Consider the following 12384-nt stretch of genomic DNA (forward strand, 5'->3'; position numbering starts at 1 on the left):
CCGATGCTCTCCGAGGCCCAGATTCCGCAGCACGCCCCGCCCGCGGCCGCCTTCCGTGCCTATGGCGCAACCCGTTCCGCACGCTCGCAGCGGGAACAGGAGGCGGACATCTTCCGGATCCTGGCCGGGCGCCTGCGCGCCGCGCTGCGCGACGGTGGCGAGATTGCCGCCGTGCGCGCCGCGGCCGATGCGCGCCGTGTCTTCACCGCGGTCGAGACACTGGTCCTGCACCCGTCCTCGCCACTGCCGCGCGAGCTTCGCCTGGGCATTGGTTCCGTCGCCCGCGCAGCCCTGCGCGCGGTGGAGGAACCGCAGCCCGACCTCAATTTCCTTGCGGCCATCGCGGATGATTTCGCGGCCGGGCTGCAGCAGCGACCGGGACACGCGCCATGACCGCCACAGCCCAGGACCTCACAGGCCAGGACCAGCGTCCGCGCAGCAGCCGCCTGGTCCTGGAATTCCGTGCCGGCGACAAGATGCTGGTGAACGGGGCTGCGCTGCAGTTCCGCACCCGCGCCTCCGTCGTGCTCTCCAACCGGGTGCGCTTCCTGTTCGGCAAGCAGATCCTGGCGCCGGAAGACGCCTGCACGCCGGCGCGGCGCATCTATTTCGCCGTACAGGCCGCCTATGTGTGCGAGGACCATGAGCGGCCGCACTTCCTGGAGATCGCCCGCGGTCTGGCAAATGAGTATGCCGAGGCCACCACCTCCGCCACCGCACGTCGCCTGCTGGCGGATTCCATCGCGGATCTCGAGGCCGGCAATTGCTGGGAGGCGATGCGCCGCATTCGCGACCTGTTCGCGCATGACGACACGGTGCTGGCCGCGCCGCCTGCGGAGTGCTGACATGATCCAGCTCAGCGGCAGCCAGCTCCTGATGATCCTCGGCGCCGGGGAGACCACGGCGCCGACGCTGGGCCCGACCGAGCGCATCGGCCTGTTCAAGACCAGCGTCGCCAACCTGGACCGGGAAACGGCGCGGCTGCAGAAGGATCCGCAGGTGGTGCGGGACCTCGCACGGCTGGACCGCGCGATCGACAAGGCGAAGTCGCCGGAGGACCTGTTCAAGGATCCGGAGGCGGTGCGCGTGCTGCTGCAGGGACTCGGCCTGGCGGACCAGGCGGCCAATGTCGGCCTGGCGAAGGCGGCACTGCTATCCGACCCCAAGGACGCGAAATCCCTCGCCGCGCGGCTGCCGGATACGCGGTGGAAGACCGCCGCCGCGCAGCTCGACTTCGCCGGCACCGGCATGGACACGCTGCGAGGCACCGCGCTGCGGGAGACGATCGCCAAGGGCCTGGTGGACTACAAGCGCCTGACCAAGATCGGCGAGCAGAGCGAGGCGGTGGCAGACGCGCTGTATCTGCGGAACATGCCGGAAGGCACCACGCCCAACGTCTATGACGTGCTCGGCAACAAGGTGCTGCGCCGCATCGCCACCACGCTTGCCGGCCTGCCGAAGGAACTCGCCCTGCAGGGGGTGGAGGCGCAGGCGCGCAGCCTGGAACGGGGCATCAAGCTCGCGGACTTCGCCGACCCGCGCAAACGCGAGGTGCTGATCCAGCGCTACCTCGCCGTGGCGGCGGATACCGCCACCGCCAACGACCCGCTCGCCGGCCTCGGCATCACCCTGTAAGGTCGAGCTGGCGCGCCAGCGCCACGGTATCCATCGCCGCCATCGAATTCGGGTAGCGGCACAGCAGCGGCGCCTGGCGGCGAATCGCATCGGCCACGCGGTCGTCGCGGCGCAGGATCCCGGCCACCGGGATGTCACGCAGCAGGAAGGTCTGGCAGGCGCGCTGCAGCGTCACGCCCGTGCGCCGGCCGGCCTGTTCGTCCCGCGCCTGGTTGATGACGATGCGCGCATCGCCATCCAGCCGGTCGTGGCCATACAGCTTCAGCACGGCATAGGCATCCGTCAGGCTGGTCGGTTCATCCGTCGCGACCACCAGCAGCGTATCCGCCAGCGCGGCGAGGCGTCGCGTCGCCGCGCTCAGCCCGGCGCCGAGATCCAGCACCACCGCATCCCAGCCCAGCGTAGCATCGCGCAGCATTTCGCCGACCCGTTCCACAGCCTCCGGCTTCAGCTCGGCTAGGCCGCCGCTGCCGGAACGGCCCGGCATCACATCGAAGCCAGCCTCCTCATGCCGCAGCACGGCACTCTCGAAGCTGCAGCGGCCGGTGAGCACGCCGAACATGTCCCGCACCGGTTGCAGGCCAAGCTGGACATCCACATTGGCCAGTCCGAAATCACCATCCACCAGCAGCACGCGCAGGCCTCGCTGTGCCAGGGCCTGTGACAGGGTGATGGACAGCCAGGTCTTGCCGACGCCCCCCTTGCCGGAGGCAATGGCGACGATACGGCCGCGTAATGCGGTCATGGCGAGGTTCCTTCCTGCGGAGTCGCCCCGGCATGGGAACGGCGACGCAACCTGGCAGAGAGCCAGGCGGGTTCAAGACAAGTCAGGCCATCGGCCACCTGGCCGCTGGTTCCGGCCTCGGCCAGCGCCAGCCCACCGGCGGTCGCGGCAGCCAGGATGCTGCCGATGCGGCGCGTGGCATCGAGCCGTGTCGGCACCAGGTGCCGGGCGCCAAGCGCAGCGAAGGCGCGCGCCAGATCCGCGGCTTCCGCCGCATCCAGCCCCGCCGGCAGCACCAGCGCCACAACGGCGCCGGTGGCGGCCACCAGTTCCGCCAGCAGGCGCGCCTGGTCCGGCACGAAGGGGTCGAGGCCGGCGGTGTCGATCAGCACCGGCTGGCCCGGCTGCCGGCGCCCTACCGCCGCCGCCGCAGTGGCTGGCGTCAGCGCCACTGCAAGCGTCGCACCCAGCACGCGGGTGAAGGCCGCCAGCTGTTCGGCCGCAGCGGGCCGCTCGCCATCCGCCGTGATCAGCAGCGGCGGCGCGCCGCCATCCAGCACACGGCGCGCGGCCAGCTTGGCGCAGGTCAGCGTCTTCCCGGCCCCTGAAGGTCCCGCCAGCAGCAGCGGGCGGGCGATGCCGTCCGGCAGCCTTGCGAAGCGCAGGCTGGCCTCCAGCGAAGCCTCCAGTGGCGCCGCGGACAGCCGTTCGGCCAGCGCCTGCGGCACCCGGTGGAATTCCAGCGCCGCGGCATCCCCCGGAGGGGCCCGCCTCGGCGCCGCGGGGCCGGCGGGCGCGAAATCGAAGCGGCGCGGCACCACCATGCCCTGCGGCGAGATCAGCAGCAGATCCGCCTCCGCCTCCGGCGGTTCCAGCCCGCCGGTCACCTCGACGCCGCCGGCGACATGGCGCGAGGACAGCAGCGCGGCATCCGGCCCCAGCTCCTGCCGCAGTCGTGCCATGGCCTCCGGCATCGTCGCTGCGCGCAACACGCGAATCCGCATGCGTCAGACCTGCCCGAGCGTGCGGATGCGGGCGCGCGGGTGGATCTCGCCCTGGGCCAGCACGGTGGTCATCGGCCGGAAGCGTTCGACCACGGCGCGGACATGGGCGCGGATCGCGCCGGAGCAGACCAGCACCGGCGATTCCCCCTGCGCCGCCGCGGCATCCAGCGCGTCGCGCAGGCGGCGGATGAAATCGGTCAGCCGGGACGGCGCCATGGCAAGCTGGCGATCCTCCGCCGGGCCGACCAGCGACTCGCCGAAGGCGGCTTCCCATTCGGCGCCGAGGGAAATCAGCGGCACATGCCCGCTCGGCCCCCGCGCCGCATCGGTCAGCTGCCGCGCCAGGCGCAGCCGCACCAGCGACACGATGACGGGAATGGCGCGGGCGCCGGACGCGCTGGCTTCCTGGATGCCCTCCAGGATGGTCGGCAGGTCGCGGATCGAGACGCGTTCCAGCAGCAGCGTCTGCAGCACGCGCTGCACCGTGCCCAGGCTGACCTGCCCCGGCACCAGCTCCGCCACCAGGCGGCGCTGTTCCTCGGGCAGGTTGTCCAGCAGCTTGCGTGTATCGGCGTAGGACAGGATCTCCGCCATGTTCTCGCGCACGATCTCGGTCAGGTGCGTCGCCAGCACGCCGGCGGTGTCCACCACGGTGCAGCCGCGCGCCAGCGCTTCCTCGCGGTACTGCTCCTCGATCCACACGGCGGGCAGGCCGAAGGCGGGCTCGTTGCACTGCTCGCCGGGCAGGTCGGGCGTGCCGCCGCTGGGGTCGATCGCTAGGTGCAGCGGCGCGCGCAGGCGGCCCTGCCCGGCCTCCACCTCCTTCACCCGGACCACATACTGGTCCGCCGCGAGCGTCAGATTGTCCTGCACGCGGACGGAGGGCAGCACGAAGCCCATCTCGGCGGCAAGCGTGCGGCGCAGCGCGCGGATCTGCTCAGTCAGCTGCGGCGCCTCACCAGCCGCGAGCGAAAGCAGGCCATAGCCCAACTCGATGCGGATCAGGTCGACGCGCAGCGCATCGGCCGTCTGGGCCTCCTCCGGCCGCGCCGTGGCGGCGGGCGCGGCGGGCGCTTCCGGCGCTGCATCCTGCGGCCCGTTCCGGCGCAGCCAGGCGAAGCCACCGGCCAGCGCCGCCAGCGCCAGGAAGGGCAGCGCCGGCATGCCGGGCATGAAGGCCATCAGCACGGCGCCACCGGCCGCGATCGCCAGCGGCTTCGGCCCGCCCGCCAGCTGCAGCGCCAGCAACTGGTCGGCGCGCCCCTCCGCCCCCGCCTTGGTGACGACGATGCCCGCGGCGACGGAAACGAGCAGCGAGGGAATCTGGCTGACCAGCCCATCGCCGACCGTCAGCAGCGAGAAGCTCTGCACCGCCTCGCCCAGCGGCATGCCGTGCCGGCCGAGACCGATTGCCATGCCACCCAGCAGGTTCACGAAGGTGACGAGGATGCCGGCGATCGCATCGCCACGGACGAATTTCGCCGCACCATCCATAGCGCCGAAGAAGGCGCTTTCCTGTTCCAGATCGCGCCGCCGGCGGCGCGATTCCGTCTCGTCGATCATGCCCGCGGACAGGTCGGCGTCGATCGCCATCTGCTTGCCGGGCATCGCATCCAGGCTGAACCGCGCGGCGACTTCCGCGATGCGGCCAGAGCCTTTCGTCACCACCATGAAGTTCACGAGCAGCAGGATGGAGAACACCACCAGCCCGACCACAACGTCGCCGCCCATCAGGAAGCCACCGAAGGCGGCCACGACCTGCCCGGCACCCCCCTCACCCTCATGCCCATGGCTGAGGATGGCGCGGGTGGTGGCGACGTTCAGGCCGAGGCGCAGCAGCGTGGTCAGCAGCAGCACCGTGGGGAAGGAAGTGAACTCCAGCGGCCGCTGCAGGAACAGCGCCACCATCAGCACCAGGATCGAGGAGGTGATGGAGACCGCAAGCCCGAGGTCCAGCAACACCGTCGGCAGCGGCACCACCATCACCGCCAGCAGCGCCATGACGCCGAAGGCCAGCGTCAGGTCGCCACCCGGCGTCGCCTGGCGGAGCCAGCCGGACATCGCGGTGCGCGTCATCGACATGTGGCGTCAGTCCGCCGCGTAGCCATGTGCGGCCGGAACCGCAAGGCCGGAGGCGCGGTAGTCCTGGATCTTGTTGCGCAGCGCGCGGATCGAGATGCCGAGAATCTCCGCCGCGCGCGTGCGGTTGCCGAGGCAATGCGACAGCGTGCCGATGATGAGATCCCGCTCCACCTCGTCCACCTTGCGGCCGACCAGGGCCTCCACCCCCGTCGCCCCGCCGGCGGCAGCGGCAGAAGGCTCGGCCGGAGTCAGTTCCACCGCCTCCGGCCCGATCTCGTGGCCTTCCGCCAGCAGCACCGCGCGATGCACGGCATTCTCCAGTTCCCGCACATTGCCCGGCCAGCGATGCGCCGCCAGCGTGGCGCGCGCGGCCGGGGAAAGCATGCGGCGCGGCAGGCCGTTGGCGTCGGCGAAGCGGCGTGCGAAATGCTCGGCCAGCGGCAGGATATCCGCCACGCGCTCACGCAGCGCCGGCAGCCGCATGCGGACGACGTCGAGACGGAAGTACAGGTCCTCGCGAAAGCGGCCCGCACGCACCTCCGCCACCAGGTCGCGGTTGGTGGCTGCCAGGATGCGGACATCGACGCGCACCGGGCGCATGCCGCCCAGGCGATCCACCTCGCGTTCCTGGATGGCGCGCAGCAGCTTGGCCTGCAGCCGCGGGTCCATCTCCCCCACCTCGTCCAGCAGCAGCGTACCGCCATCGGCCTGTTCGAACTTGCCCTTGCGCATGGCGACGGCGCCGCTGAAGGCGCCCTTCTCATGGCCGAACAATTCGCTCTCCAGCAGCGTCTCCGGCAGCGCCGCGCAGTTCAGCGCGACGAAGGGGCCGCTGGCGCGGCGGCTGGCGGCGTGGATGTGGCGCGCCAGCACTTCCTTGCCCGTGCCGCTCTCGCCGGTGATCAGCACACTGGCATCGGCACGCGCCACCTGCGCGGCGCGTGCCAGCACCGCCAGCATCGCCGGGTCGCGCGCCACCGGCGCCACCTCCGGCCCACCAAGGCCGGACGCCGCCTCCAGCATCGCGGCGATCAGATCCGCATCCGGCGGCAGCGGCAGGAAATCCCGGGCTCCCGCCCGCACCGCGGCCACCGCCTCGGCCGAGGCTTCCTCCGGCCCGCAGGCGACCACCGGGCAGGCCATGCGTTCGGCCGCCATGCCGCGCAGCAGCGCGCCGACATCCAGCCCGACATGGCACAGCGTCAGATCCGCGCCGGGGCCACGCAGATGGGCGAGCGCGGCCGGCACGGTATCGGCCTGGGCGATGCCCGCACCGCGCGCCTGCGCCATGCGCGCCGCCACGCCGAGCGGGCCCGCCAAGGGGCCGAGGATGAGCAGCCGCGACATCACCCTCATCCCATCCGATCGGTCTTGACGATCTCGGTCATGGTGACGCCCAGCCGGTTCTCGCCGACCATCACCACCTCGCCGCGCGCCACCAGGCGGTTGTTGACATAGATGTCCACCGCCTCGCCCAGCTTGCGGTCCAGCTCCACCATCGCGCCGCGCCCGAGCTTCAGAAGCTGGGAGACCTGCATGGTGGCGCGGCCGAGCACGGCACTGACCTGCACGGGGATGTCGTAGATCGCGCCGAGATCGGCCGCGCCCTGCGCCGGCCGTCGTGGCTGGCCCTCCACATCCTTCAGTTCCTCGAGCACGAATGGGCTTATGGTGTCGTTCGACATGTTCGCTCCTCAGGCCAGGCCGAGTTCGGCCAATGTCTCGTGCAAGGCATCCACCGCCGCCGCGGCCTTGCGTTCCGCGGTGCCGTCGCGCCAGGTCAGCCGCGCCTCGCCTGGCTGCAGCGCCGCATCGGCCGTCACCTCCAGCCGCGTCTCCGGCGCGAAATGCGCGGCGACCGGCACGACGAGATCGGGCGCCACGCGCAGCACGACGGAAGGTTCGGTCGCCAGGTTCGGCAGCAGCGTGGCGGCGAAGCGCTGCACCTCCGCCTGCCCCAGTTGCGCCTGCAGCGTCGGCAGCACGGCCAGCAGCGCGGCCAGGGTGGCGCGTGCCACCGCATGCGCCGCGTCCTCCGCCACGTCCCGCGCTTCCGTAGCACCGAGGGCGAGGGCGGCGGCGGCCTCGCGCAGCGCCATCGCCACGGCGGCGTCCAGGCTGCGCTCGGCTTCCTGCCGGCCGGCCTGCAGGCCGGCTTCCCGCCCTGCCGCGAAGCCTTCGGCACGCGCCGCCTCCAGCAGGCCCGGCAGCGGGTCCGGCGCCCGCGCGGGCGCCGCCTTCGCCTCCTGCGGCGCGTCGAAATCCGTCAGGCCCAGGATGTAGGGCGTGCGGCGCAACGGCGCGCGCGCGGTGGTGCCGGACTGGCTCATTCCACCATCGCCTCCTGCGCGCCGTCGGAGAGCTGCAATTCACCCTGCGCCGCGAGTTCCTTCGCGAGCTGCACGATGGCGGCCTGCGCCTCCTCCACGTCGCGCAGCCGCACCGGGCCGAGGGCGGAGATGTCGTCACGCAGCATACGGCCGGCGCGTTCGGACATGCCCTTGAGGAACAGCTCCCGCAGCCCTTCCGAGGCACCCTTCAGCGCGATCGCCAGCTTGTCCTTCTCCACCGCGCGCAGCAGCACCGGCATGCCCTGCGCATCCAGGCGACGCAGATCCTCGAAGGTGAACATCAGCCCGCGGATGCGCCCGGCGCTCTCGCCGGAGGCATTCTCCAGCGATGCCATCAGCCGCGCTTCCGTGGTGCGATCCAGGTTGTTGAAGATGTCCGCCATCAATTCGTGCGGATCGCGGCGGGCGGCACGCGCCAGGTTCGACATGAACTCCGCCTTCAGCGTGCGCTCGACGCCTTCCAGCGCCTCCGTCTGCGGGCTTTCCATGCGCAGCATCCGCATCACGACTTCCATCGCGAAGGGCTCGGGCAGCAGCGCGAGGACACGCGCCGCATGGTCCGGCTTCACCCGCGACAGCACCACGGCGACGGTCTGCGGGTATTCGTTCTTCAGGTAGTTGGCGAGCACGTTCTCATTCACGTTGCCCAGCTTGTCCCACATGGTCCGGCCTGCCGGGCCGCGCAGCTCATCCATGATCTGCGCAACGCGTTCCTTGGGCAGCGACCGCAGCAGCATGCGCTCCGTCGTCTCCCACCCGCCGATCAGCGCGCCGGCCTGGCCCATCTCCCGGCTGAACTCGTTGCAGAGATCCTCGACATCCTGCGCCGCGATGGCGCCCAGCGAGGCCATCGCGGCGGACAGGTCGCGCACCTCGTCGTCATGCATGCGGCCGAGCAGCGTGGCGGCGCGTTCCTCGCCGAGTGCGAGCATCAGCACGGCGGCCTTCTGGGCACCCGGCATGGAGCTGCGGCGCAGGGAAGAAGACATTACTTGCGGTCCTCCGGCGCCAGCCAGCGACGCACCAGCGCCAGCGCCTCATCCGGATGCTTCTCCACCAGCCCGGCGACGCGCTGGAGGGAAGAAGCCTTGAGCTGGCCTTCCACCATGGCGACATCCACCAGCTCCTCCTCGGCAGCCGCCTCGCCGACCAGCCGCGCCGTGGTGGGGCCGCCGGCCTGCGCGGGTGCAGGCAGCGAAGCCGCGGCCATCGCATCGCCGATCGCGCCCGCCGGGCGCGGCTCCAGCGTCGCCGTCAGGCGGGACACCATCGGGCGGCCCAGCAGCAGCAGCGCGGCCAGCGCCACCACCGCCACCAGCCCGCTTTCCGCCAGGCGCGTGACCAGCGCCGGAGTCAGCAGCCCGGCGACCAGGCCCGGGGCCTCCTCCATCGCCGCCATCTCCGGCTGCGCGAAGCGCAGGCTCACCACTTCCAGCCGGTCGCCGCGCCGCTCGTCGTAGCCGATGGCACCCCGCACCAGGGCGGAGATGCGCTCCAGCTCCTCCGGCGTGCGTTCGCGGAACTGCGGCGTGCCGGTGGCCGTCGCGGCGGGCTCGGTGACGCCGTCCACCATCACGGCGACCGACAGGCGCCGCAGCATCGGGAACTGGCGCAGCGTGTTGCGCGTGGTGCGGCCGATCTCGAAGTTGGTGGTTTCCTCCTGCCGGCTCTCGACATTCTGCGGCCCGGCATTCTGCGTCGCCGGCGCGCCCGGAAGCTGGTTGGCGACGGAGGTGTTCTGCGCCTCCCCGCTGCGGTTGCTCTGGGTGTTGGAGGTGGTGCTGCGCGGCACCTGGTTGTCCGGGTCGAAGCGTTCCTCCGTTGTCTGCACACGATCCGTGTCCAGCTCCACCGTCGCCTCGACACGCACGCGCCCGGCGCCGATACTGCGTTCCAGCATCTCCTCGACATTGCGCGCGATGCGGATTTCCTGGGCGCGGCGCAGTTCCTCGTTGCTCATCGCCACGCCCTGCTCGGAGCCCGGCAGCGCCTGCCCGCCGCGCGCCAGCAATTCGGCGCGGCCATCGACGATCGAGACATTCTGCGGCCGCAGTCCCGGCACGGCGGCGGAGACCAGGTGCAGCACCGCCTGCACGCCTTCGCGGTCCAGCCGGGCGCCGCCGCGCATCTGCAGCACCACGCTGGCCTGCGCCTCGCCGCGTTCGCGGGAGAATGGCTCGCGGCGCGGCAGCACCAGATGCACGCGTGCGCCAGCCACACCGGTCAGCGTGCGGATGGAGCGCGCGATCTCGCCTTCCAGCGCGCGCAGCCGGTTCAGGTCCTGCTGGAACGGCGTCGCCGTCAGGCCGCCCTGGCGGTCGAAGATCTCGTAGCCGAGCGATCCACCGGCCGGAATGCCATCGCGCGCCAGCTGCAGCCGCAGACGCGGCACCTGGTCCAGCGGCACCAGCACCTCCGTGCCGTTCACGCCGATGCGGTGCGGCACGCGGGCACGTTCCAGCGCGGCGACGACCTGCGACGCATCGCGCTGGTCGAGATCGCCATAGAGCAGCCCCATCGGCGGCTCCGCCGTGCGAATCGCGAGGAAGCCGATCAGGCCAAGGGTCACGACCGCGATGCCGCCGAGCGCCGCCAGGCGCATCGGGCCGAGGCCGCGCAGCACGGCCAGGAGGTTGCCGAGGCCGCCCATCACCGCCTCGCCTGCCTGATCCGCCGCGCCTGCCGCATCGATGCCCCCGTCGCCGCGTCCTGCCGCGTGGTGGGCAGGTTCTGCCGGGTGCCTTTACCTGCTGTTAACCAGCGTCCTCGCCTGGCGGTGATCCAGGCTCACTGCAGGCGGCGCAGCGCCTCGACGCCCACGGTCAGGCCGCCGATGGCAAGCTGCACGGTGGTGGAATCCTGAGAGACGCCGGTGATGGTGCCGGCGATCAGGCTCGGCAGCGCGCCGCGCGCCGCGCCTTCCGCATCGATGCCCGTTACGCTGAAGCTATAGCTGCCATCGGCGGCCTTCCGGCCCTGCTGGTCCATGCCGTCCCAGCTCCAGCCGGTGGCGGTGGTGCCGAGTGGCTGCACCACCTCCCGCAGCACGGCGCCGGCGGCGTTGGTGACGACGATGCGGGCGCGGTTGGCGCCATTGGCGGCAGCGATTTCGGGCAGGCGGATCTCCTGCACCTGGCCATCCTTCAGCGCGACTCGGCTGGAGGCGATCTCCGCCTGGCGCCCGACCATCGGGGTGGCCGAGACCAGCGCGGAGGCGCGTTGCAGGCCCAGCAGGGTCTCCATGTGCTGGTTCGTCGCGATCTGCTGCTCCACCCCGGCGAATTGCGCGAGCTGCTGCGTGAACTGCGTCGCGTCCATCGGCTGCGTCGGGTCCTGGTTGCGAAGCTGCGTGGTCAGCAGCAGCAGGAAGCTCTGCATGTCGCCGGCGATGCCACGCGCGGCGCTGGCCGCCGTGCCCGCACCGGTGCCGGTTGCCGTGCCGCTGGTGCTGGTGCTGGTGCTGGTGGTGCTCGTGGTCGTGCTCATCGGCGTGCTCCTCAGAGGGCGAGATCGAGCAGGCCGCGGGCGCGGATCTGCTCCAGGATCGGCGGCAGCGGCGCCATGCCGTGGCCAGCCTCGCCTGCCGCGGTGCGGGGCGCCGCGCCGCGCGGCGGCGGCCGGTCATCGCGCTGGCCCTGTTGCGACAGGCCGAGGTTCAGCGTGTCCTGCCGCGGCTCGATGCCGGCGGCTTGCAGCGCCTGTTCGATGGCGCCGCGGTCGCGCTGCAGCAGCGCCAGCGTCTCGGGCCGCTCCGCCAGGATGGTGACCTGAGCCGGTGCGCCATCCCGGGCGACAACGCTGACCTCCACCGCACCAAGTTCCGCCGGCCGCAACGAGACCATGAGTCGCGACGTGCCGCCCGGCCGCGCCGCCTGCGCCACCAGCATCGGCAGCATCTGCTGCGCCGGGCTGGCCGGCGGCGGCGCGTAGAAGCGCGGCGGCGGCGCCTCGGATGCGGCTGGGGCGTCCGGAACGGTTGCTGCGGCGCGATCCGGCGCAGCTTGCACTGTCTCGACCGCCTGCTGCGGCGCGTCGGGCAGCGCTGGCGGCGGTTCGGCAACCGCCGTCGCCGCGGCGTCCGGCACGGCAATGGGCTGCTGCCGCGCAGTGGCGGGCACGGGCGGCGCAGGCTCCGCATCCTGCGCTGCCGGCGCGGGCGCCACGGCGCCGGCTGGCTGCGGCGGCGGGGCGGGCATCGACAATTGGGGCAGCGTCGCCGGAACCGGCGATTCAGGCGGCGCCTCGCCCTCCAGGTCCGGCATTTCGGGCACCAGCATTTCGGGCACCAGCAGTTCCGGTGCCGGCATCTCCGCCATCGGTAGCTCCGCGACTGGCGGCTCCGCGACTGGCAGTTCCGCGACTGGCAGTTCCGGCGCCCGCAGGATCGCGGCGTCGAGCTGGGCGGCAAAATCGGCGGGCGTCGAGGCACCATCCGCCATCGGCGCCATGCGTGGCACGGCGAGGTCCGGTTGCGTCGGAGTGGCGGTCGGGGGTGCTGTCTGGATCATGGGCAAGCATGAACAAGCAAGGCACGGGCCACACCGCCCTCGCTGATTCCGCCTGGCGTTTCGGCAGGGCGTAGCGTGCC

General features: G+C 72.0%; 13 protein-coding genes. 3 read left to right on the forward strand and 10 right to left on the reverse strand.

Annotation, left to right across the window (positions count from 1 at the left end):
- The first annotated feature begins 3 nt into the window (after nt 1-3).
- Genes HB662_RS00835 through HB662_RS00845 form a run of 3 tightly spaced genes read left to right on the forward strand, consistent with a single transcriptional unit; the run spans nt 4 to nt 1635 of the window.
- Complete coding sequence (locus HB662_RS00835; protein ID WP_168046204.1) at nt 4-393, forward strand: flagellar biosynthesis regulator FlaF; 390 nt, start codon at nt 4-6, stop codon at nt 391-393.
- Nucleotides 390-845, forward strand: a complete 456-nt coding sequence (locus HB662_RS00840) for a flagellar biosynthesis repressor FlbT (RefSeq protein WP_168046206.1) — start codon at nt 390-392, stop codon at nt 843-845. Before HB662_RS00835 ends, HB662_RS00840 begins: the two co-directional genes overlap by 4 nt.
- 1 nt (nt 846) lies before the next feature.
- Nucleotides 847-1635, forward strand: a complete 789-nt coding sequence (locus HB662_RS00845) for a DUF1217 domain-containing protein (protein ID WP_168046208.1) — start codon at nt 847-849, stop codon at nt 1633-1635.
- Here HB662_RS00845 and HB662_RS00850 read toward each other — a convergent pair.
- From HB662_RS00850 to HB662_RS29550, 10 genes are all read right to left on the reverse strand, one after another.
- Nucleotides 1625-2380, reverse strand: a complete 756-nt coding sequence (locus HB662_RS00850) for a nucleotide-binding protein (protein ID WP_168046210.1) — start codon at nt 2378-2380, stop codon at nt 1625-1627. The two genes, HB662_RS00845 and HB662_RS00850, sit on opposite strands and share 11 nt — an antisense overlap.
- Nucleotides 2377-3348 (reverse strand): flagellar biosynthesis protein FlhF, encoded by a 972-nt coding sequence (locus tag HB662_RS00855; RefSeq protein WP_168046212.1) that lies wholly within the window; start codon nt 3346-3348, stop codon nt 2377-2379. Before HB662_RS00855 ends, HB662_RS00850 begins: the two co-directional genes overlap by 4 nt.
- Nucleotides 3349-3366: 18 nt before the next feature.
- Nucleotides 3367-5445, reverse strand: a complete 2079-nt coding sequence (gene flhA / locus HB662_RS00860) for a flagellar biosynthesis protein FlhA (protein WP_168046214.1) — start codon at nt 5443-5445, stop codon at nt 3367-3369.
- A gap of 6 nt (nt 5446-5451) precedes the next feature.
- The gene (locus HB662_RS00865; RefSeq protein ID WP_168046216.1) at nt 5452-6792 is read right to left on the reverse strand and encodes a sigma-54 interaction domain-containing protein; all 1341 of its coding nucleotides are present in this window, start codon (nt 6790-6792) and stop codon (nt 5452-5454) included.
- A 5-nt stretch (nt 6793-6797) separates the two neighbouring features.
- The gene (fliN, locus tag HB662_RS00870) at nt 6798-7130 is read right to left on the reverse strand and encodes a flagellar motor switch protein FliN (RefSeq protein WP_168046218.1); all 333 of its coding nucleotides are present in this window, start codon (nt 7128-7130) and stop codon (nt 6798-6800) included.
- A gap of 9 nt (nt 7131-7139) precedes the next feature.
- Nucleotides 7140-7775 (reverse strand): FliH/SctL family protein, encoded by a 636-nt coding sequence (locus tag HB662_RS00875; RefSeq protein ID WP_168046220.1) that lies wholly within the window; start codon nt 7773-7775, stop codon nt 7140-7142.
- A complete protein-coding gene (gene fliG / locus HB662_RS00880; protein WP_168046222.1) occupies nt 7772-8785 on the reverse strand; it encodes a flagellar motor switch protein FliG in 1014 nt (337 codons plus the stop codon). The genes HB662_RS00875 and fliG overlap by 4 nt, the downstream gene beginning before the upstream one ends.
- Nucleotides 8785-10446 (reverse strand): flagellar basal-body MS-ring/collar protein FliF, encoded by a 1662-nt coding sequence (gene fliF, locus HB662_RS00885; RefSeq protein WP_168046224.1) that lies wholly within the window; start codon nt 10444-10446, stop codon nt 8785-8787. The genes fliG and fliF overlap by 1 nt, the downstream gene beginning before the upstream one ends.
- Before the next feature lie 137 nt (nt 10447-10583).
- Nucleotides 10584-11282: a flagellar hook assembly protein FlgD gene (locus tag HB662_RS00890; protein ID WP_168046226.1), complete on the reverse strand. Its 699-nt coding sequence runs from the start codon at nt 11280-11282 to the stop codon at nt 10584-10586.
- An 11-nt stretch (nt 11283-11293) separates the two neighbouring features.
- Nucleotides 11294-12304, reverse strand: coding sequence for a flagellar hook-length control protein FliK (locus tag HB662_RS29550; RefSeq protein WP_168046228.1), 1011 nt, complete (start codon nt 12302-12304; stop codon nt 11294-11296).
- Nucleotides 12305-12384 lie beyond the last annotated feature (80 nt).

Source organism: Falsiroseomonas frigidaquae (assembly GCF_012163145.1).
GTDB lineage: Bacteria > Pseudomonadota > Alphaproteobacteria > Acetobacterales > Acetobacteraceae > Falsiroseomonas > Falsiroseomonas frigidaquae.

What these genes read in the sequence shown, in the direction of transcription:
- HB662_RS00850 (WP_168046210.1), bottom strand. Translation starts at nt 2,380, where the DNA reads ATGACCGCATTACGCGGCCGTATCGTCGCCATTGCCTCCGGCAAGGGG.
- HB662_RS29550 (WP_168046228.1), bottom strand. Translation starts at nt 12,304, where the DNA reads ATGATCCAGACAGCACCCCCGACCGCCACTCCGACGCAACCGGACCTC.
- HB662_RS00865 (WP_168046216.1), bottom strand. Translation starts at nt 6,792, where the DNA reads ATGTCGCGGCTGCTCATCCTCGGCCCCTTGGCGGGCCCGCTCGGCGTG.
- fliN (WP_168046218.1), bottom strand. Translation starts at nt 7,130, where the DNA reads ATGTCGAACGACACCATAAGCCCATTCGTGCTCGAGGAACTGAAGGAT.
- fliG (WP_168046222.1), bottom strand. Translation starts at nt 8,785, where the DNA reads ATGTCTTCTTCCCTGCGCCGCAGCTCCATGCCGGGTGCCCAGAAGGCC.
- HB662_RS00875 (WP_168046220.1), bottom strand. Translation starts at nt 7,775, where the DNA reads ATGAGCCAGTCCGGCACCACCGCGCGCGCGCCGTTGCGCCGCACGCCC.
- HB662_RS00890 (WP_168046226.1), bottom strand. Translation starts at nt 11,282, where the DNA reads ATGAGCACGACCACGAGCACCACCAGCACCAGCACCAGCACCAGCGGC.
- flhA (WP_168046214.1), bottom strand. Translation starts at nt 5,445, where the DNA reads ATGTCGATGACGCGCACCGCGATGTCCGGCTGGCTCCGCCAGGCGACG.
- fliF (WP_168046224.1), bottom strand. Translation starts at nt 10,446, where the DNA reads ATGGGCGGCCTCGGCAACCTCCTGGCCGTGCTGCGCGGCCTCGGCCCG.
- HB662_RS00835 (WP_168046204.1), top strand. Translation starts at nt 4, where the DNA reads ATGCTCTCCGAGGCCCAGATTCCGCAGCACGCCCCGCCCGCGGCCGCC.
- HB662_RS00840 (WP_168046206.1), top strand. Translation starts at nt 390, where the DNA reads ATGACCGCCACAGCCCAGGACCTCACAGGCCAGGACCAGCGTCCGCGC.
- HB662_RS00845 (WP_168046208.1), top strand. Translation starts at nt 847, where the DNA reads ATGATCCAGCTCAGCGGCAGCCAGCTCCTGATGATCCTCGGCGCCGGG.